Raw genomic sequence first — 17,813 nt, 5'->3', positions numbered from 1 at the left:
AGAGGGCCGCGCGCTGCGTCCGCACGACGTGTCGGGACACGAACAGTGCGAAGGGCAGCGCCAAGGCCAGGAACGCTGCGATCAGGTTCGCGCCAAGCAGCATGTCGAGCCCCCATGGCAAGGCTTGCAGAGTGCCGCCGTCTGGTTGTGAGAGTCAACTATACGACTTTTGAGATAGCGAGACCGCCTGGGGTCAGCCTTTCCAGGACCAACGGTCAGCCGCCCAGCAGGCGCCAGCCGATGAGGCCCAGCGCTGCGGCGCTGAGGAGCAGGGCGACCAGGACGACCAGGCCGTCGCGGGCCACCAGGCCGAGGCCGAAGGTGAAGATCGCCAGCGACGGGATGAAGGCCGCGAAGGGCACGAGCTCCAGCGGCGGGACGGCGAGGGCGACCAGGACGCACGCGGCCGCGACCAGCCGGTCGGCCAGCGGCGAGGTGAGGGCGTGGAGCCGCGGCCGGACCACCTTGTCCACCCAGCGCGCGGGCTTGCGCGAGACGCGCACCGCCTTCTCGATCTTGTCCGCGGCCACCGACAGCTTCGCGATGAAGCGCGGGATCCAGATCGCTTCGCGGCCGAACACCATCTGACCCGCGATCAGGACCGTGATGACCGCGAGGATCGAGGGGACGCTGGGGATGCCCGAGACGGGCGTCATGCCCAGGAGGCCGCAGAGGAGCAGCAGCGGACCGAACGAGCGGCGCCCGAACGTCGCCAGGATCTCGTCGACCGAGACCTTCGCGCCCTCGTCCTTGGCGGAGCGGTGCAACGCGTCCAGGACGTCTTCGAGATCATGCACCTTCGCCGCCATGCGACCTCCTGCGTGGAGCGTCAACGCGCAGGGGCGGCTCGGGTTTGCCGCGTGGTCGCCGGAGCCTAGGCGGACGGAGCCGTCTGCGGAGCCTCGGCGTCATCCAGCGCCCGGCCCACCGTCTCCGCGAGCTCGGCGACGACGAACGGCTTGCGGAGGACGACGGCGCCCTGGGCGGCTGCATCCAGGGCGGCGTTGTCCATGTGTCCCGACACGAACATGATCCTCTGCCCGGGGCGCAGTTCGCGCGCCCGAACGGCCACGTCGGCGCCCGTGAGGCCGGGCATCAGGAAATCGACGATCATCAGGTCCGGCGCGTCGCGCTCGAGCATGGCGAGCGCCTCGGCGCCGCTCGCGGCCTCGGTCACCTGGAACCCCAGGAGCCGCAGCTCGTCGACGAGGACGCCTCGGACGCCCGCGTCGTCGTCGACGACCATCAGCCGGCGGTCACGCCGCAGGCTCGCCGTCACGGCGTCCTTGCGGGCGTTCACGTCGTCCGGCCCGGCGAGCGGCGGGGGCGCCGCCGGCAGCCGGAGGCGCACGCGCGTCCCCTGGCCGGGGACGCTCTCGATGACCGCCTCGCCGTCGGACTGCCGCGCCATGGCGTAGACCTGGGCGAGCCCGAGCCCCGTGCCGCGGTTGACCTCCTTGGTGGTGAAGAAAGGATCGAAGGCGCGCGCCGCGACCTCGCGTGTCATGCCTTGGCCGGTGTCGGCGACGACGATCTCGACGCGGTCGTGCGACGAACGCCCCTTCGCCGGCGTGCGCCGCGTGGACAGCTCCAGGCGCCCGCCCTCGGGCATGGCGTCGCGGGCGTTGACGGCGAGGTTCAGGAGCGCCAGTTCGAGCTGGTTCTGATCGGTGACCACCCAGCGCGCGTCCTCGGCGACGTCGATCGACATGGCGATGCGCGGTCCCAGGGACTGCTCCAGCAGGTCGGTCATGCCCCACATGACGGCCTGCACGTCCACGCGCTCGCGGGCCAGCCGCTGGGTGCGGGAGAAGGCCAGCAGCCTCGAGGTCAGTTTCGCGCCCCGGGCGGCGGCGTCGAGCGCGCCCTCGAGATAGCGCCGGCTCGGATCGCCGGGCGCGGCGCGCTTCAGCGAGAGTTCGAGGCCGCCGATGATCGCGGTCAGCAGGTTGTTGAAGTCGTGCGCGATCCCGCCCGTGAGCTGGCCCACCGCCTCCATCTTCTGGGACTGATGCAGCCGCGCCTCTTCCTGCCGGCGCGACCTCATGCGGCGGACGGCGACGAGGGCCAGTCCTCCGGACGCGCCCAGGCAGGCGACCGCGACGACGCCCAGGATCGCCAGCGACATCCGCCGCGGCGTGTCGACCAGATAGGACGCCACCGCCACATGCGCCGACCAGCCGGTCCGCTGACCCGTGTCGAAGGCCGTGTAGTTCTTGAACCCTTCGTAGGTGACGCCGGGATAAAGACCCCTGCGACCCCCCGCGATCGCATCACGCACGTACCGCGTCGCGGGTCGCCCGACCCGGCTCTCGTAGGCGACGTTGCGGGCGATGAAATTGCCGGACCGGTCGACCACCGCGACGACGCTGCCCGGCGGCGCGCGCGTCGTCACGAGAGCCTGGATGGCGGCGGTGTCGAGTTCGACGGTCAGCAGGTAGCGGCGGCCCCGGTCGGTGACGACCGGCACGTGAAGGGGCAGGACATAGACGCCGAGCCGGTCGCGGGTGATGTCCGACATGGTCGGCCCGGCGAGGCCGGGCGCGGCGGCCGCGATGTAGTCCGCCATCGGGCGCGGGCCGCCGTCCAGCGGTCGGCGCAGGTCGAAGACCTCGATCCCGCGGGCAGGGTCGGACAGCACGACGGTGCGCCAGTTGCCGCTGAGGGCCATCACCTCCGCCGCGCGCCTGTAGGCCTCGGCCATGTCCTCCCGCGCCAGCGGCGCCGACGAGGCGAGGACCTGGGCCAGCTTGAGTTCGGAGACCGCGCTCGCGTCGACGAGGCTCGCCACCTCCGTCGCGCGTTGTGCGCTGACGACCTCCACGTCCCGGCGCGCGCCTTCGAAGGCGGCGAACACCAGGACGCCGATGAGCACGAACAGGGGCGCCAGCGCGGCGATCCAGAGCGCGTAAGACCTGCTCCAGCGCGGCAAGCGGAACTCCCTGAGGCCGCCCGACCGGCCTGAGCCGGCGCAGTACACCACGGCTCACCGGCGCTTTCCATGGGGCGCGCGCGGCGCGCGCCCGCGCGGGGCCGGCTAGCGCTTGCGGACGAACACCGTGCCCGCCGAGTAGCCCGCGCCGAACGAGCAGATCAGGCCCGTCTCGCCGGGCGCGAAGTCGTCGCTGGCCTTGTGGAACGCGATGATGGAGCCGGCCGAGGAGGTGTTGGCGTACTCGTCGAGGATGATGACGTTCTCCTGCGGGGTCGGATCGCGGCCGAGGACGCGCTTCCCGATGAGCTCGTTCATGTTGATGTTGGCCTGGTGCAGCCACATCCGCTTCAGGCCATGGGGGTCGATGCCCAGATCGCCCGCGTGCTCGACGATCATCTCCGAGACCATCGGCACCACCTCGCGGAACACCTTGCGGCCTTCCTGCACGAAGAGCTTGTCCGGGGCGCCGACGCCCTCGGGCGCGCAGCGGTTGAGGAAGCCGAAGTTGTTGCGGATGTTGTTGGAGAACCGGGTCTTCAGCCGCGTGCCGACGATGTCCCAGCCGCCCTGCGCATCCTCGGCCCGCTCGACGATCACCGCGGTCGCGACGTCCCCGAAGATGAAATGGCTGTCGCGGTCGCGGAAGTTCAGATGGCCCGAGCAGATCTCGGGATTGACCATCAGCACCGCCCGCGCGGAGCCGCTGGTCACGAAATCGGCGGCGGTCTTGATGCCGAAGGTGGCGGACGAGCAGGCGACGTTCATGTCGAACGCGAAGCCCTCGACGCCCAGCGCCTGCTGCACCTCGATCGCCATGGCGGGGTAGGCGCGCTGCATGTTGGAGGCGGCGCAGATGACCGCGTCGATCCGGGAGACGTCCTTGCCCCAGGCCGCGATCGCGTCCTTCGCCGCTTCCACCGCGATCTCGGCCAGCACCGAGATCTCCTCGTTCGGGCGCTCCGGGATGTTGGGGGTCATGCGCTCGGGATCGACCAGGCCCGTCTTGTCGACCACGAACCGCGACTTGATGCCTGAGGCCTTCTCGATGAACTCGGCCGACGAGGGCGTCAGCGCCTGGATCTCGCCGGCCGCGATGGCGTCCGCGTTGGCGGCGTTGAAGCGCTCGACGTAGGCGTTGAAGGTCTCCACCAGCTCGGCGTTCGAAAGGCTGTTGGGCGGCGTGTACAGCCCCGTCGCCGCGATCACTGCCTGGGTCATCTGGAACACCTCCCCGAAAGAGCGCCCCGTTTAGCACGGACGCGGGAGGCGTCAGCCGGTCATTGTGACCCACAAGCCACATGCCGCTTCCAAACCCGGCTTCGCCATAGAACCGCCCGTAGCCCGCCGCGTTTGGCTCCCCATCTACGCACCCCTGGGCGGGCTGTTCAGACCCAAGTCGGAGTTCAATTCCCAAAAATGAAAACTGCTCTCATCGCCGCGGCCTCGCTGGCCGCGATCGCCGCCGTCATGCCCGCCGCCGCTCAAGCCCAGGTCGCCGCGGGCGACAACGTCGGCGCCTATGTGAACCTCAACCTCGGCATCGCCGACGCCGGCGGCGCCGACATCAAGGCCGTGCAGGGCCGCGTGGGCTACCGCTTCCACCCGAACCTCGGCGTCGAAGGCGAACTGGCCACGGGCCTGGAAAGCGACACCGACACGATCGGCGGCGTGCGCGTGAACCAGAAGCTGAAGCACCAGGCCGCCGGCTATGTGGTCGGATTCCTGCCGATCATGCCGAACACCGACATCCTGGCCCGCGTGGGCTACGGCACGACGAAGATCCGCGCGCGCGCCGCGGGCGTGTCGGCCTCGGGCTCGGAAGAGTCCTGGAACTTCGGCGTGGGCGCCCAGCACCACTTCGACGGCGTGAACGGCGTGCGAGTCGACTACACGCGCTATGAGTTCGACGGCGGCCCCGGCGACGCGGACGTCTGGACCATCGGCTACTCGCGCAAGTTCTAAGCCGCGAAGGGCAGGCGGAGATTTCCTCCGACTGCTCGTCGAAGACCTGCGAAACAGGAAAGGCCACGCCCCCGGGCGTGGCCTTCTACGTATTAAATCTTTGTCATACGACCTTGGATTCAGGTGTTTTCCTGGGGCGTGTCCTGGCGGCCACAGGGGGGTTGTGGTCTGTGAATCCCACATGCTAGGCGAGCACAGCTTCACCGGAACAAACCGGTGACGGACGCGCCGCCGCTGACCGGCCGTCCGCCAAGGGGGGAGCTCCAGTTCAGCCAGGAGAGACTACCAGTATGAAGCTTATGATTGCTGCGGCCACGGTCGCCGCCGCGCTCGCGTGCGCGCCTGCCATGGCCCAGGCTCAGGACGCCGCCGGCGCTCCGGGCGCCTACGTCAACATCGGCGGCGCCTATTCCAGCCAGAGCGGAATCGACCTCGGCGCCATCCAGGCCAAGGTCGGCTACCGCTTCTCGCCCTACCTGGGCGTCGAGGGCGAAGCGGCCTTCGGCGTGGACGACGATTCGCTCCGCGTCGGCGCCACCCGCGCCAAGATCGAGCTGAAGCACCAGTTCGCGGCCTATGTGGTCGGGTTCCTGCCGGTCGGCGCGAACACGGACCTGCTGGCGCGCGTGGGCTACGGCACCACCAAGATCGGCGCCTCGGCCGCGGGCGTGGGCGCCTCGGGCTCGGACGAGTCGGTCAACCTCGGCGTGGGGCTGCAGCACCACTTCGACGGCGTGAACGGGATCCGCGTCGAGTACCTCCGCTCGGAGTACGACGGCGGCGGCGACTCCGACACCTTCGGCGTGTCGTACGTCCGCCGGTTCTAGCCGGAACAGCCGGACACGGCAGGAGGGCCGCGCGTCTTGCACGCGCGGCCTTTTCCTTGACCAGGCCTCCCGTCCCGCCCACGCTTGCGGCGACGAGTGGGAGGGACAATCGTCATGGACGCGGGCTTCTTCGTTCAGCTCGCCGCCTCGGCCGCCGCCGTGGGCGTCCTCGTGGCGATCGCGGCTTGGGCCAAGATCGCCCGGCCGGTCGCGCCGCTGGACGAGCATCGCGCGCGGGCCATCCTCGCCGAGGAATTTCCCGGCCGCGCCGTCGAGGCGGTCTGGGTCGCATCGGACGGGGCCGGCGCCCTGGCGAAGTCCGGCGGCCTCGCGCTGGTGGTCTGCCGGGTGGGCGACGGCTTCGCGGCGCGCCAGATCCCCTGGCCCCAGGCGGTGAGCGCCACGTTCCGGAACGGCCGCCTCTCCGTCGACCTGGGCGACATCGCCGCGCCGCGGGCCGTCATCACGCTGCCGTCCTGGCCGCCGAAGAGCTTCGACGGAGACCTCGCCGCGTGAGCCTGCCCGATCCGATCCACGCGGCGCTGAACCCCGTCGCGCTGGCCACGCCAATCTTCATCGTCACCGTGCTGGCCGAGATCATCCTGGCCCGCATGGGCAAGATCGACGCCCGCTACGAGGGCCGCGACACCGCCGTGTCCCTGGGCATGGGGCTGGGGTCGAACGTCGCGGGCCTTCTCTTCGGGGCGATCTCGTTCACCGCCGTGGTCTGGGTCTGGCAGCACTGGCGGATCTTCGACATCCCGATGACCGCCTGGTGGGCCTGGGTGCTCGTCTTCCTGGCCGAGGACCTGGCCTACTACTGGTTCCACCGGCTCAGTCACGAGCGTCGCGTCTGGTGGCTCAGCCACGTCAACCACCACTCCAGCCAGCACTACAACCTGTCGACGGCGCTGCGGCAGACCTGGACCGGCGCCCTGAACGGCAGCTGGAGCGTCTACCTCGTCCTGTCGTTGCTGGGCTTTCCGCCGGCCATGGTGGCGATCCAGAAGGGCGTCAGCCTGGTCTACCAGTACTGGATCCACACCGAGGCGATCCGACGGATGCCGGCCTGGTTCGAGGCGGTGTTCAACACGCCCTCGCACCACCGGGTGCACCACGCCCGCAACGCGGTCTACCTGGACAAGAACTACGCCGGCATCCTGATCGTCTGGGACCGGCTGTTCGGCACCTTCCAGCCCGAGCTGGACGCCGAGCCGTGCCGCTATGGCCTGGTGAAGAACCTGGCGACGTTCAACATCGTCCGCGTGGCGTTCCACGAGTGGATCGCCATGGCCCAGGACGTCGTGCGGCACCCGCGCCATGCGCTGGGCTACATCTTCGGGCCGCCCGGCTGGAGCCATGACGGCAGCCGCGAGACCAGCGCGATGATCAAGGCGCGCGCGGCCGGGGGCGGCGAGGCGACCTCGACCGGCGCCGCGGAGCCGGCGGTCAGTCCCGCAGCAGCGGCAGGCTGAGGCCGCTCACGGGCCGCGCGCCCAGGATCTCGCGCCGGAAGCGGAACAGCTCCGCCGGCCGCCCGCCCGTTTCGGCGTCGAGGCGGCCCAGGCCCTCCACCAGCTCGGCCCGTTCCAGCGCGCGGCGGAAGTTCTGCTTGTGCAACGGCACGCCGGCGATCGCTTCGACGGTGCGCTGCAGCGCCGAGAGCGTGAAGGCGTCCGGCATCAGCTCGAACACCACCGGGCGGTACTTGAGCTTGCCCCGCAGGCGGCCCAGAGCCGTGGCCAGGATCCGGCGGTGGTCCGAGATCATCGGATCGCCCAGGGCCGCGGTGAGCGCATCGGGGCGGACGGGCGCGGCCTCGCCGCGGTCGCGGGCGGCCTCCTGCACGAGGCCCGCCTCGTAGAGCAGCTCGTAGCGTTCGAGGACGCGCTCCTCGTTCCAGGGGGCCTGGTCGAGAGCGAACAGCAGCCGCGCCCGGGCCAGCTTCTGCGCGTCGCCATCGGCCCACCCCCGGAGGGCGGTTTCCACGGCGTCCATGGCCACGGGACGGCCCGCGCGCCAGTCCTCCCAGGGGAAGGTGCGCGACCAGGGGCGCCATTCGCTGCCGGCGAAGTGGGTGTCCACGGCGGCGGGCGCAAGGGCGAGATAGCCCACCGAGATCACCCGCGCCGCGCCCGCGCCGTCGCCCAGGTCGGCGAGCGGCGCGTCACGGCCCTTGTCGCCGAAGGTGTAGAGCTGCTCGACGTACCCGAGGTCGAACCGCGTCTGCTCGGTCACGAACGCCCGCAGGGCCAGCTCGAAGGTCCGGTCGGCGTCGGGGTCGAACGGGCCGAACGGCAGGCCGGTGAGTTCGTTGTGCCGCACGGTCAGCGTCACCGCCTCGCCGTCCTTGATGGCGAGCACCACCGCCGAAAGACCGATGACGACCGCGCTGGTCATTCCGTGTCGAACGCCTGGTCGTGGCTGCGGTAGCCGGCCGCCTCGGAGAGCACCTCGAAGCGGCGCAGGTAGTGGGCCTGGGCCTCGGCGGGCGCCTGGGGTTCGATGTGCAGGTCGTAGCCGGCCGGCGGCGCCCCGAAGAAGTCGAGCGCCTCCGCCCGCGCGAAGCCGGCGAGCTGGGTGGCCTCGAAGAAGGCGCAGGCGCGGTCGGCCTGCTTGATCAGCTTCTTGACCGCAGGCGGCGTCTTGGCCGGCAGGCCGAACCGGACGTGGATGGCGTTCTCGAGACGCTCCTCGAAGAGCCGGTAGTCCACGCCGAGGGCGGCCTTGAACGGACTGATCATGTCGCCGATCACGTACTCCGAGGCGTCATGCAGCAGCGCCGCGAGCCGCCAGCGGGGCTCCACGTCGGGCTGGATGTGGGCCACGATCTCCTCGACCACGACCGAGTGCTGAGCCACGGAGAAGGCGTGCGCGCCCGTGGTCTGGCCGTTCCAGCGCGCCACGCGCGCGAGTCCGTGGGCGATATCCTCGATCTCGATGTCGAGCGGGGAGGGGTCGAGCAGGTCCAGCCGGCGCCCCGAGAGCATCCGCTGCCACGCCCTGGGCTCGGCCTTACCGCGACGCAGCCCTTTCCTCACCCGGATATTCCTTTCACAGTCGAGGCTGAGGACTGGCCCAGGACCTGACAAAGATCAATCGGGTCGGCATGGGTTAGGATAAGTACCGAACCTTGAGAGGGATGCACCGATGAGCTGGGCTCGCATCATGGCGCCCTTGTCGGGAGGGCAGGGGGACGCGGCCGCCGTCGCGGCGGGCCGGCGGATCGCCGAGCCGTTCGGCGCGGAACTGGCCTGCGTCTACACCCCGGCCGACGTGGCCGACGTCATGCCCTGGATGGGCGAGGGGTTTCTGGGCGGGGTCCAGACGACCGCGCTGGAGTCCCTGAAGGAAGCCACCGCGGCCGGGGAATCGAACGCGCGGCGCGCGGCGGAGGGCGCCGGCTACGCCAAGACGCGCTTCGTGTCCCTGCAGACGCCGGTCTGGGCCGGGCTTTCCGCCGAGAGCCGGCTGTCGGACGTGGTGGTCTTCACCGCCGATCCGTCGCGCGGCCGCGGCCCGCTCGCCGAGGCGTTCCAGCAGATGGTGGCCGACGAACAGCGGCCCGTCGTGATCGCCAAGGGCGAGCTCAAGATCGATGGGACCGTCGCGGTGGCCTGGGACGGCGGCAAGGAAGCCTCGCGCGCCGCGCGCCTGGCGACGCCGCTGCTCGAGAAGGCGCGCCGGGTGGTGATCATCGCTGCGCCGAAGGCGAGTTCGCGGACGTTCGATCCCGTGCGCCTGTGCGGATACTACGCCGCGCGGGGCGTCGAGGCCGAAGTGCAGGTGCTGACCGACAGCGGGGACGCCGCGCCGGCGATCCTCGGGGCGGCTTCGGCGGCGGGCGCGGACATCCTCGTGGCCGGCGCCTTCGGTCACCCGCGCCTGCAGGAGTTCATCTTCGGCGGAACCACCCGGACGCTCCTGAACTCCGATAGTCCGTCCCTGTTTCTTTCCCACTAGCTTGCCTGAGTGACCTTCCTGGAGGCCCGAACATGTCCCTGTCGCGCATCGTGATGCGTCTTGCCCGCAACCCCGGCACAGAGTTCGCCGGGGGCGACGATCACCGCGGGTACTCGCTCACCGCCCCTCTGACGGCCGACGGCCACCTGGACGAGGGCGCCTACGCCAAGGCGCGCGACGCCTGCACGGTCCGCCGCTTCGCGCCCGACGAGGATCCGGTGGACGGCCGCCTGGCGCGCAAGGGCCAGCGCTGGTTCTTCGACTACGACGCGGACGATTCCGCCGACGACGAGCCGGTCCACCGCCTGGGCCAGCACCGGTTCGCGGTGGGCGAGTACGTCACGGTGACCGACGAGGACGGCCGGCCGCTCACCTACAAGGTGGTGGAGGTGCAGCCGGCGGGCTGACGACCCGGACCCTGTTCGCCCCGGGGGGACGGCGGCTAGACGCCGCCGTTCCGCCGCACCAGCTTCTTGACGTCGTCGTACACGGCTTCCGCGTCGCCGCGGTCCAGCTTCGACTTCACCACGGCGATGGTGAACGGCCCCTGCTTGGGCCCGCCGGCCTCGTAGCCGACGGCGCGATACCCGGAGGGGAGATCCTTGCCGGTGTAGATGAAGGTGGCCCGGAACCCCCGCTGGTCGGGGTTGAGCGCCTCGCCACGCAGGCGGACATCGCGGCGCATGCGGATCGTCGCGCTGTCGCCGCCGGCGTCGATCTTGATCGGGCCCACCTCGACCTTGGCGCTGTCGTCGTTCTCGTTGGCGACGATGTGGATGCCGGGCAGGTTGATCCGCGTCGTCCCGTCGCCGGACTCGGTCACGACCGTCTTGCCGTCCTTGGTCTCGACGTTCACGGCCTTGGCGTCGTTGCCGTCCACCTTGACATGCACGCCCTTGCCGTCGGCGCCCGCCTCGATCCGGACGCCCGTCTGGCCGGCGTCGAGACTGGCCTGGGCCTCGGCCGCCTTGGCGGCCGTGCCGGCCGCGGCCGCGCCGGCGTCGTCCGCGGCCTTGGCCTTCGCATCGCCGCCCTCGGCGGGCGCCGGGCTTCGCTGGGCGAGGAGGTTCGTCTCGAAGGTCTGGAGCGTGTCGTCCACGGTGCCTCGCACCGACACGAGCTGCAGCGTCACCTCGCCGCCGTCGGCGGCCACGTAGGTGCAGGCCTTGCCGTCCGGCGTCGCGGACGTCCGCGTCAGTTCGCCCTCGGTCGCGGGGCAGTCCAGCGCGGCGCGGACCGGCGGCGTCTTGGGGCCGCAGGCGGCGGCGGTCAGGGCCAGGGCCGAGGCGGCGAAGAGGTGCAGCGGCTTCATGCGAAAAGGGCTCCGTCCGTTCGCGTGGAACCTGAGCGGAGCCCTTCGAAAAGGCGAGTGAATTCGCGGTAAGTTACGCCCGGATGTTACTCCGGGCGCAGCCGCTACTGCTGGCCCGGCCGCGCCGCGCCTTCGCGCCGGGCGAGGAAGGCCAGGCGCTCGAACAGGTGCACGTCCTGCTCGTTCTTCAGGAGGGCGCCGTGCAGCGGCGGGATCAGCTTGGTCGGATCCTTCTCGGCCAGCGCGTCCCCGTCGATGTCCTCGACCATCAGCAGCTTCAGCCAGTCGAGCAGCTCGGACGTGGAGGGCTTCTTCTTCAGGCCCGGCACCTTGCGCATGTCGTAGAAGATGCGCAGCGCCTCGGCGACCAGCTTGCTCTTGATGCCCGGATAGTGGACGTCAACGATCTCCTGCATCGTCTCGGAGTCCGGGAAGCGGATGTAGTGGAAGAAGCAGCGGCGCAGGAACGCGTCGGGCAGCTCCTTCTCGTTGTTGGACGTGATGATCACGATGGGGCGGACGGCCGCCTTGATCGTCTCGTTGGTCTCGTAGACGTAGAACTCCATCCGATCGAGCTCCTGCAGGAGGTCGTTCGGGACTTCGATGTCGGCCTTGTCGATCTCGTCGATCAGCAGGACGGGGCGCTTGGGCGCCTCGAACGCCTCCCAGAGCTTGCCCTTCTTGATGTAGTTCTTGACGTCCTTCACGCGCTCGTCGCCCAGCTGGCTGTCGCGCAGGCGGGTCACGGCGTCGTACTCGTAGAGGCCCTGGATCGCCTTGGTGGTCGACTTGATGTGCCAGGTGATCAGCTCGGACCCGAGGGCTTCGGCGATCTCATAGGCCAGGACCGTCTTGCCGGTGCCGGGCTCGCCCTTGATGAGGAGCGGCCGCTCCAGGGCGATGGCGGCGTTGACCGCCACCTTGAGATCCTCGGTGGCGACGTATTTGTCGGTCCCTTCGAAACGTTGGCTCATTCGGGCTCCCCATGCGAGCCGAGCCCGCATTCGAACAGTTGTTTGGCTGGGCGCAGCCTATAGGTCGGGGCGCAAGGATCAAGCGCCATCGCACGTCTGCGGCGATGGCGCCTCTCGCGACGGCGCCGGCGCATGGCGCCACACTGGCGTTCGATTCGCGGCGAGGCCCATCGGTGAACCTGGCGATCCTGCAGGCGCGCATGTCCTCCACCCGGCTGCCCGGCAAGGTCCTGGCGCCGGTGCTGGGCCAGCCCATGATCGCCCGGCAGATCGAGCGCCTGCGCCGCAGCCGGCGTCTCGACGACCTGGTGGTGGCCACCAGCCTCGACCCCAGCGACGATCCGCTCGCGGCCTGGGGGGAGGGCGCCGGGGTCTCCGTCTTCCGGGGCGACCTGCACGACGTGCTCGGCCGCTTCTGCGCGCTGCTGGAGGGCAGGCCCGAGGCTGGCACGGTCCTGCGCCTGACCGCCGACTGCCCGCTTGCGGACCCCGGGGTGATCGACGCCCTGGTGCAGCGTTTCGAAGCCGAGGGCGCGGACTATGCGAACAACGTCACCCCGGACCGCACCTTCCAGCACGGGCTGGACGCCGAGGTGATGCGCCGCGACGTGCTGCTGGCGGCCGGGCGGGAGGCCCGCGACGCCTACGAGCGCGAGCACGTGACGCCCTTCATCTACCGCCATCCCGAGCGGTTCCGGCTGGCGTCCCTGACCCGGTCGCCGTCGCTGGCCCATCTGCGCTGGACGGTCGACCTGCCCGAGGACCTGGCGTTCGTGCGGCGCGTCTACGAGCGGCTCTATCCGTCCAACCCGGCGTTCAGCAGCGACGACGTCGTGGCGCTGGCCGAGAACAGCGCGCCGATCCCGCCATGAGGCTGCGGCGGGCCACGGAGGCGGACTGCGTCGACCTCTGGCGCTGGCGCAACGATCCGGTGACGCGGGCGATGTCGCGCACCTCGGACGAGGTCGACCTGGCCGCGCACACCGCCTGGTTCCGGGGCGCGCTGCTGAACCCCTCGATCACCCTGCTGATCGGCGAGACCGACGACGGGAAGGTCGGGATGGTGCGGTTCGACCACCGTGACGAGACCGAGGTCTCCATCAACCTGAATCCGGCGTTCCGGGGCCAGGGGCTGAGCATGGCGCTGCTGGGGCAGGCGCTGGAGTCGGTGGCCGGCGCGGTCTTCGCCGAGATCAAGGACGAGAACGCCGCCAGCCGCCGCCTCTTCGAGCGCGCCGGCTTCCGCCGCATCGGCGGCGGCCAGGGCCTGGGCCGGTATCGGCGAGGCTGACCTGGGGGCGCGGCGTCGCCGCCGCCGTCACCGGTCCGGCTTGGCCACCGTTTGGCCGTCCCGGTCCTCGGAATAGCCCAGTTCCTTCAGGTCCTCGTCGTCGAGGTTGCGCGCCTGCAGGTCGGTGAAGTCGTCCTCGCCGCCCTCGGCCTCGCCGGCGTCCCGGACCTCGGAGAGGCCGTCGATGTCGGATCGTGCGATCCGGTCTTCGTCGAAGCCGTCCTCGGGGCCCAGCCCGTCGATGTCGTCCTCGCGCTCGGCGGTCGCGGCCCTGTAGTCGAGCTCGTCGTCCTCCTCGAGGTCGCCGTCGTCGATGGCGTCGGGGTCGAACTCGTCGGCGTCGAGGGCCAGCGCCTCGTCGTCGTCCTCGTCGCCGTCGGCCACGGTCAGGTCCTCCACCTCGGGCAGGTCCTCGAAGGTCCTGCGCTCGGCCGCCTCGGCGTAGCTGCGGCCTTCGCCCACGTCGCCGCCGTCGGTGAAGTTGGTCTCGTCGAACGCCTCGGACTGGTCCTGCGGATCGTAGCCGTCGGCGTCGTTCTCGAAGTCGGTTCCGGGCATGGGGAGCTCCTGGCTGGGTGCTGCGTGAACACCCGGCCGTCCCCGCCGTTCCGCGGCTAGGTCCGCTCGGCGACGAATTCCGAGAGGGCGCCCGCCACGTCCTCCATCAGCGCGTCCCACTCGCCGAAGGCCGGCGGGGCGAACGTGCGGACGTGCGGGTACCAGGGGTAGGCGTCGCTTCCGAGCCGGGTCCAGATTCCGGGCGTCGTCAGCAGCCAGGCCGGAGCCCCGCAGGCGGCGCCGATGTTCAGCGTGGCGTTGGAGAAGCCGATGGTGACGTCCATGGCGCAGCAGAGCGCCGCCACGTCGTCCAGGTCTTCCTTCAGGTCGATGCCGGGCGGCTGCCAGATGGTGACCCCGAACTCGCGCTTCGCCCGCTCCAGTTCCTCGGAGCAGTCGCCGTACTGCAGGTTCACGAAGCTGGCCCCGGGGGTGGCCAGGACGCGCCGCCACTGGTCGAAGGGCGAGAAGAACCGCGTCCGCCCCTTGCTGATGTTGCTCTTCCAGAGGAGGCCGACCTTGGGCCCGGCCGGCGCGGTCTTCAGGACCTCGCGCCAGTGCGCGATCCGCTCGGGATCGGGGCGCAGGTAGCCCTGGTGCTGCGGGAAGGCCTCGAGCCTGCGCCGGTACTGGCGCATGAGGCTCGCGATCGGCGTCCAGAGGTCCACCTGCGACTGGTCGATCTCGGGCACGCGGCGGACCACCGAGGCGGCCACGACGTTGGTGATGTGGCGGCTCACCTCGGCCGTGGGGAAGCTGCGCTGGAACAGCGTCACCAGCCGCCGCTCGACCGCCAGGATCAGCTTGCCGTCGGGGCCCAGCTGTTCGAGCACGTCGGGCAGGACGTTGGCGAACATCACCTCGTCGCCCAGGCCCTGTTCGGTGCAGACCAGGAAGCGCTTGCCCCGCAGGTCGCCGCCGGGCTTCCAGCGGGGCCGCTCGATGGCGAAGTGCGTGACCCCGGCGAACTGCGCCGAGAGCCGGGCCTCGTAGTCGTCCCAGCCCGAACCGATCCGGCCGAGGCAAAGCTGATAGGTGGCGCGCGCCAGGCCCATCATCTGCTTGTCCTCGGCGGTGTTGGTGCGCCGCAGGGCCGCGTCGCAGTCGGCCATGGCGCCCTCGTTGTCGCCCAGGCCGTGCTTCACCTGGCTGAGGTTGTAGCGCGCCTTGCCGAACTTGGGGTTCAGCCGCACCGCCTCGCCGAAGAAGGTGGCGGCGTTGTGCAGGTCGCCCTGGTCCATCACCACCGAGCCCAGGGTGTTCCAGAGCATGGCCGACTCGGGATGGCGCTGGATGGCGGCGCGCAGGAGCTCGATCGTCTCCTCGGTGCGGCCCTGCTCGCGCATGACGCTGGCCAGGTTGTTCACGCCGTCCGCGCGCTCGGGCGCGTGGTCGATGTAGTGGCGGAACAGCTTCTCGGCCTGCTCGTGCATGCCCATCCGGAAGGCCAGCCGGCCGAGGTCGTTGGCCACCTCGGCGTGCTCGGGCAGCAGGGCCAGGGCGGCCTCGTAGGCGCGCACCGAATTGCCGAAATCGCCGGCGCGCTCGCGCGCGATGGCGAGGAGGTACCAGCCGACGCCGTTGCGCTCGTCGATCTCCAGCGCCTTCACGGCCCATTTGCCGCCGTTGACGAAGTCCTCCCGGTTCAGGAAGTCGATCGCGCGGCGCAGCACCGGCGCGGCCGCGACCGCCCTCAGTTCGCCGACGGCGCTGTTCAGCCGGGCGAGGGAGTCCTTGCCCCCCGCTTCGCCCATCTCGGCCATGGACTCGGGGACGCTGGGTTGGGCGCCGAGCTGCGCGCCGTCAGGATAGGAAGCGCTGTCGAGCGCCGTCTTGGCCATTCTCGCGACTCCTCGAGGCGGGATGCTCCTGTCCTGCCGCCTTATGGTTAACCTGCCGCTAAGCCTGGCGCACACGGCGGCGCCTGAGACGGCGGCAATCGGCCGTTAACGGGTGGCCCGCTAAGCGTGGGGTGCGTTCGGCCGCGCCTCGCGCGATTATGGCTTTCGTCAGATTCGCGCTCCGCGGTCGCCAACGCAGACGAGGAACGAACTTGCCGCTCAAACTATCGCTGAAGCCGGGTGAGAGGTTCGTCCTGAACGGCGCCGTCGTCCAGAACGGCGACCGCCGGGCGGTCCTCGTGCTGCAGAACAAGGCCTCGGTCCTTCGCGAGAAGGACATCATGCAGGAGGAGGACGTCCAGACGCCCGCGCGTCGGATCTACTTCCCGGTGATGATGATGTACCTCGATGAGGGGAACGCCGAGAAATACTACGGCGAGTTCGTCCAGCGGATGACCGAGTTCATGGGGGTCATCGCCAATCCGGACGTGCTGGCGGACTGCGTGGATATCTCCAAGCACTGCATGGAGCGCGAGTACTACAAGGCGCTGATGCTGTGCCGGAAGCTGATCGAGTACGAGAACGAAAGGCTGGGCTATGTCCCTTCAGGCTTATCAGCAGGCGGCGACGCGGGCTGAGAGCCCGCGCGACCTCGAGTACCGCCTCTTCGCGCAGGTGACCCGCGCCCTGATGGACGCCGCCCAGCTGGACCGTTCCGAGTTCGGCAAGCGGATGGACGCGCTCGACTGGAACAAGCGCATGTGGACGGCGCTGGCCGGCGAGTGCCAGCGCAGCGACAACGCGCTGCCCGCGCCCCTGCGCGCCTCGATCGTCTCGCTCAGCATCTGGGTGGGCAAGCACACCAGCCTGGTCATCCGCGGCCAGGAGGAGTTCGAGCCCCTGATCGAGATCAACCGCCTGATCATGCAGGGCCTCGCGGGCGGCGCTCAGGCCGCCGCCTGATCCACGCGCGACGCAGGCGCGAAGGTCCCGCGCCGCCCGCGTCCGCGCACGCTGCAGGACGCCGGGTTTAGTCGGCAGGATATGCCGGGCGGCAGGATCGCGCCGCGTCCTACTCAGATTGAGCGAACCGCACTCCGCGGAAACATGTTTGTTTTCAGCGGCATGAGCTGAGCGCCGCCCGCGCGGGGCTGGCATTCCGATTGCGACGCGGGATCCGGCGGAAAATCCGCCAAGCCGGCAAAAGGCCCGGCTCACTTCATTCCAGAATGGAAGGATCAACCGATGCCCAATTCGGTGAATACGAACCTTGGCGCGCTCGTTGCGCTCCAGAACCTCAACGCCACCAACGCGGAGCTTGCCACCACCCAGACACGGATCAACACCGGCAAGAAGGTCGCCTCGGCCAAGGACAATGGCGCTATCTTCGCCATCGCCCAGAACCAGCGTGCGACCTCGAACGCCCTGAACTCGGTGATCTCCTCGCTGGAGCGGAACCAGTCGGCGGTGGAAGTCGCGATCTCGGCCGGCGAGACCATTTCCGACGTGCTGCTGCAGCTCAAGGAAAAGGCTCTGGCCGCCCGTGACTCCGGCCTCGACACGGCCAGCCGCACGGCGCTGAACGACGAGTTCAAGTCGCTGCTCGGTCAGATCACCAAGGCCGTCGTCAACGCCGACTTCAATGGCGCCAACCTGATCAAGCAGGCGGGCACCACGGTGAAGGCGATCGCCAACGCGGACGCGACGTCCGTGATCACGGTCCAGGCTCAGACGCTGACCCTGACGGCGCTGTCGATCAACGCCAGCACCCTCGGGACCACGGCGGCGGCCTCGCTGGCGATCGCGGCCGTGAATGCGGCGATCACCGAGGTGTCGAGCAAGCTGTCGTCGCTCGGCACCGGCGCCAAGGCGCTCAACAGCCACCTGAACTTCGTCAAGAAGCTTCAGGACACGATCGACGTCGGGGTGGGCAACCTCGTCGACGCCGACCTGGCGAAGGAGAGCGCAAAACTCCAGGCGCTGCAGACAAAGCAGCAGCTCGGGGTCCAGGCGCTATCGATCGCCAACCAGTCCTCGACGATCCTGTTGGGTCTGTTCCGCTAAGTGCGCGAAACCGTCGGGCGGGCTTCGGCCCGTCCGGCGGGCTCCTTTCCCGGCCGGCGATTCTTGCCGGGCCCGGTAGGCAATTT

The 17,813-nt window shown here is 70.0% G+C and carries 20 protein-coding genes; 11 read left to right on the top strand and 9 right to left on the bottom strand.

Going from position 1 to position 17,813, the window contains the following annotated elements:
- Window positions 1-215 precede the first annotated feature (215 nt).
- From JNK30_RS08120 to JNK30_RS08110, 3 genes are all read right to left on the bottom strand, one after another.
- Entirely contained in the window at window positions 216-809 is a 594-nt protein-coding gene (locus JNK30_RS08120; protein ID WP_293481561.1) for an exopolysaccharide biosynthesis protein, read from the bottom strand.
- 65 nt (window positions 810-874) lie between these two features.
- Complete coding sequence (locus JNK30_RS08115; protein ID WP_293481560.1) at window positions 875-2,932, bottom strand: ATP-binding protein; 2,058 nt, start codon at window positions 2,930-2,932, stop codon at window positions 875-877.
- A 105-nt stretch (window positions 2,933-3,037) separates the two neighbouring features.
- Window positions 3,038-4,153: a beta-ketoacyl-ACP synthase III gene (locus JNK30_RS08110; RefSeq protein ID WP_293481559.1), complete on the bottom strand. Its 1,116-nt coding sequence runs from the start codon at window positions 4,151-4,153 to the stop codon at window positions 3,038-3,040.
- Between the two features lie 198 nt (window positions 4,154-4,351).
- Here JNK30_RS08110 and JNK30_RS08105 point away from each other — a divergent pair, with 198 nt between their 5' ends.
- The 4 genes from JNK30_RS08105 to JNK30_RS08090 all read left to right on the top strand — a co-directional run bounded on the left by JNK30_RS08105 (window position 4,352) and on the right by JNK30_RS08090 (window position 7,199).
- A complete protein-coding gene (locus tag JNK30_RS08105) occupies window positions 4,352-4,897 on the top strand; it encodes a porin family protein (protein WP_293481558.1) in 546 nt (181 codons plus the stop codon).
- Window positions 4,898-5,187: 290 nt separating this feature from the next.
- Window positions 5,188-5,724 (top strand): porin family protein, encoded by a 537-nt coding sequence (locus JNK30_RS08100; RefSeq protein ID WP_293481557.1) that lies wholly within the window; start codon window positions 5,188-5,190, stop codon window positions 5,722-5,724.
- Window positions 5,725-5,838: 114 nt separating this feature from the next.
- Window positions 5,839-6,240: a hypothetical protein gene (locus JNK30_RS08095; protein ID WP_293481556.1), complete on the top strand. Its 402-nt coding sequence runs from the start codon at window positions 5,839-5,841 to the stop codon at window positions 6,238-6,240.
- Complete coding sequence (locus JNK30_RS08090) at window positions 6,237-7,199, top strand: sterol desaturase family protein (RefSeq protein WP_293481555.1); 963 nt, start codon at window positions 6,237-6,239, stop codon at window positions 7,197-7,199. The genes JNK30_RS08095 and JNK30_RS08090 overlap by 4 nt, the downstream gene beginning before the upstream one ends.
- On the opposite strand, the gene JNK30_RS08085 is transcribed toward JNK30_RS08090, so the two are convergent.
- Window positions 7,174-8,124 carry an NAD regulator gene (locus JNK30_RS08085; protein WP_293481554.1) on the bottom strand — a complete coding sequence of 317 codons (951 nt, stop codon included), beginning with the start codon at window positions 8,122-8,124 and terminating at the stop codon, window positions 7,174-7,176. The genes JNK30_RS08090 and JNK30_RS08085 overlap by 26 nt on opposite strands.
- Window positions 8,121-8,765 (bottom strand): HD family hydrolase, encoded by a 645-nt coding sequence (locus JNK30_RS08080; RefSeq protein WP_293481553.1) that lies wholly within the window; start codon window positions 8,763-8,765, stop codon window positions 8,121-8,123. The genes JNK30_RS08085 and JNK30_RS08080 overlap by 4 nt, the downstream gene beginning before the upstream one ends.
- Before the next feature lie 109 nt (window positions 8,766-8,874).
- Between JNK30_RS08080 and JNK30_RS08075 the strand changes: the two genes are divergently transcribed.
- Together JNK30_RS08075 and JNK30_RS08070 are read left to right on the top strand one after the other, a co-directional pair.
- Entirely contained in the window at window positions 8,875-9,687 is an 813-nt protein-coding gene (locus JNK30_RS08075; RefSeq protein ID WP_293481552.1) for a universal stress protein, read from the top strand.
- Window positions 9,688-9,719: 32 nt separating this feature from the next.
- Window positions 9,720-10,094: a hypothetical protein gene (locus JNK30_RS08070; protein WP_293481551.1), complete on the top strand. Its 375-nt coding sequence runs from the start codon at window positions 9,720-9,722 to the stop codon at window positions 10,092-10,094.
- 35 nt (window positions 10,095-10,129) lie between these two features.
- Here the strand turns inward: JNK30_RS08070 and JNK30_RS08065 are convergent, their stop codons facing one another.
- Window positions 10,130-10,999 carry a hypothetical protein gene (locus JNK30_RS08065; RefSeq protein WP_293481550.1) on the bottom strand — a complete coding sequence of 290 codons (870 nt, stop codon included), beginning with the start codon at window positions 10,997-10,999 and terminating at the stop codon, window positions 10,130-10,132.
- A gap of 104 nt (window positions 11,000-11,103) precedes the next feature.
- On the bottom strand, window positions 11,104-11,973 hold the full coding sequence (locus JNK30_RS08060) for a MoxR family ATPase (RefSeq protein WP_293481549.1): 870 nt from the start codon (window positions 11,971-11,973) through the stop codon (window positions 11,104-11,106).
- Between the two features lie 173 nt (window positions 11,974-12,146).
- On the opposite strand from JNK30_RS08060, the gene JNK30_RS08055 reads away from it, so the two are divergent.
- Complete coding sequence (locus JNK30_RS08055) at window positions 12,147-12,845, top strand: glycosyltransferase family protein (RefSeq protein WP_293481548.1); 699 nt, start codon at window positions 12,147-12,149, stop codon at window positions 12,843-12,845.
- Window positions 12,842-13,264, top strand: coding sequence for a GNAT family N-acetyltransferase (locus tag JNK30_RS08050; RefSeq protein ID WP_293481547.1), 423 nt, complete (start codon window positions 12,842-12,844; stop codon window positions 13,262-13,264). The genes JNK30_RS08055 and JNK30_RS08050 overlap by 4 nt, the downstream gene beginning before the upstream one ends.
- A gap of 27 nt (window positions 13,265-13,291) precedes the next feature.
- Here JNK30_RS08050 and JNK30_RS08045 read toward each other — a convergent pair whose 3' ends face one another.
- Window positions 13,292-13,822, bottom strand: a complete 531-nt coding sequence (locus tag JNK30_RS08045) for a hypothetical protein (RefSeq protein WP_293481546.1) — start codon at window positions 13,820-13,822, stop codon at window positions 13,292-13,294.
- Window positions 13,823-13,878: 56 nt separating this feature from the next.
- The gene (locus JNK30_RS08040; protein ID WP_293481545.1) at window positions 13,879-15,663 is read right to left on the bottom strand and encodes a tetratricopeptide repeat protein; all 1,785 of its coding nucleotides are present in this window, start codon (window positions 15,661-15,663) and stop codon (window positions 13,879-13,881) included.
- Window positions 15,664-15,875: 212 nt separating this feature from the next.
- On the opposite strand from JNK30_RS08040, the gene flbT reads away from it, so the two are divergent.
- The 3 genes from flbT to JNK30_RS08025 all read left to right on the top strand — a co-directional run bounded on the left by flbT (window position 15,876) and on the right by JNK30_RS08025 (window position 17,727).
- Window positions 15,876-16,301 (top strand): flagellar biosynthesis repressor FlbT, encoded by a 426-nt coding sequence (gene flbT, locus JNK30_RS08035; RefSeq protein ID WP_293481544.1) that lies wholly within the window; start codon window positions 15,876-15,878, stop codon window positions 16,299-16,301.
- Entirely contained in the window at window positions 16,261-16,626 is a 366-nt protein-coding gene (gene flaF / locus JNK30_RS08030; RefSeq protein WP_293481543.1) for a flagellar biosynthesis regulator FlaF, read from the top strand. The genes flbT and flaF overlap by 41 nt, the downstream gene beginning before the upstream one ends.
- A gap of 282 nt (window positions 16,627-16,908) precedes the next feature.
- Window positions 16,909-17,727: a flagellin gene (locus JNK30_RS08025; RefSeq protein ID WP_293481542.1), complete on the top strand. Its 819-nt coding sequence runs from the start codon at window positions 16,909-16,911 to the stop codon at window positions 17,725-17,727.
- Window positions 17,728-17,813: the final 86 nt, after the last annotated feature.

Origin of the sequence: Phenylobacterium sp., assembly GCF_016793225.1 — a bacterium.
Classification (GTDB): Bacteria; Pseudomonadota; Alphaproteobacteria; order Caulobacterales; family Caulobacteraceae; genus Phenylobacterium.
The sequence above is the reverse complement of the archived record's forward strand: the minus strand, read 5'-3'. Positions and strand labels throughout refer to the sequence as shown.

Bases quoted from the DNA above. Each gene is read 5' to 3' on its own strand.
- JNK30_RS08100 (WP_293481557.1), top strand. From the start codon at position 5,188: ATGAAGCTTATGATTGCTGCGGCCACGGTCGCCGCCGCGCTCGCGTGC.
- JNK30_RS08070 (WP_293481551.1), top strand. From the start codon at position 9,720: ATGTCCCTGTCGCGCATCGTGATGCGTCTTGCCCGCAACCCCGGCACA.
- JNK30_RS08105 (WP_293481558.1), top strand. From the start codon at position 4,352: ATGAAAACTGCTCTCATCGCCGCGGCCTCGCTGGCCGCGATCGCCGCC.
- JNK30_RS08050 (WP_293481547.1), top strand. From the start codon at position 12,842: ATGAGGCTGCGGCGGGCCACGGAGGCGGACTGCGTCGACCTCTGGCGC.
- JNK30_RS08040 (WP_293481545.1), bottom strand. From the start codon at position 15,663: ATGGCCAAGACGGCGCTCGACAGCGCTTCCTATCCTGACGGCGCGCAG.
- JNK30_RS08095 (WP_293481556.1), top strand. From the start codon at position 5,839: ATGGACGCGGGCTTCTTCGTTCAGCTCGCCGCCTCGGCCGCCGCCGTG.
- JNK30_RS08120 (WP_293481561.1), bottom strand. From the start codon at position 809: ATGGCGGCGAAGGTGCATGATCTCGAAGACGTCCTGGACGCGTTGCAC.
- JNK30_RS08085 (WP_293481554.1), bottom strand. From the start codon at position 8,124: ATGACCAGCGCGGTCGTCATCGGTCTTTCGGCGGTGGTGCTCGCCATC.
- JNK30_RS08025 (WP_293481542.1), top strand. From the start codon at position 16,909: ATGCCCAATTCGGTGAATACGAACCTTGGCGCGCTCGTTGCGCTCCAG.
- JNK30_RS08110 (WP_293481559.1), bottom strand. From the start codon at position 4,153: ATGACCCAGGCAGTGATCGCGGCGACGGGGCTGTACACGCCGCCCAAC.
- JNK30_RS08075 (WP_293481552.1), top strand. From the start codon at position 8,875: ATGAGCTGGGCTCGCATCATGGCGCCCTTGTCGGGAGGGCAGGGGGAC.
- JNK30_RS08060 (WP_293481549.1), bottom strand. From the start codon at position 11,973: ATGAGCCAACGTTTCGAAGGGACCGACAAATACGTCGCCACCGAGGAT.
- JNK30_RS08065 (WP_293481550.1), bottom strand. From the start codon at position 10,999: ATGAAGCCGCTGCACCTCTTCGCCGCCTCGGCCCTGGCCCTGACCGCC.
- flaF (WP_293481543.1), top strand. From the start codon at position 16,261: ATGTCCCTTCAGGCTTATCAGCAGGCGGCGACGCGGGCTGAGAGCCCG.
- JNK30_RS08045 (WP_293481546.1), bottom strand. From the start codon at position 13,822: ATGCCCGGAACCGACTTCGAGAACGACGCCGACGGCTACGATCCGCAG.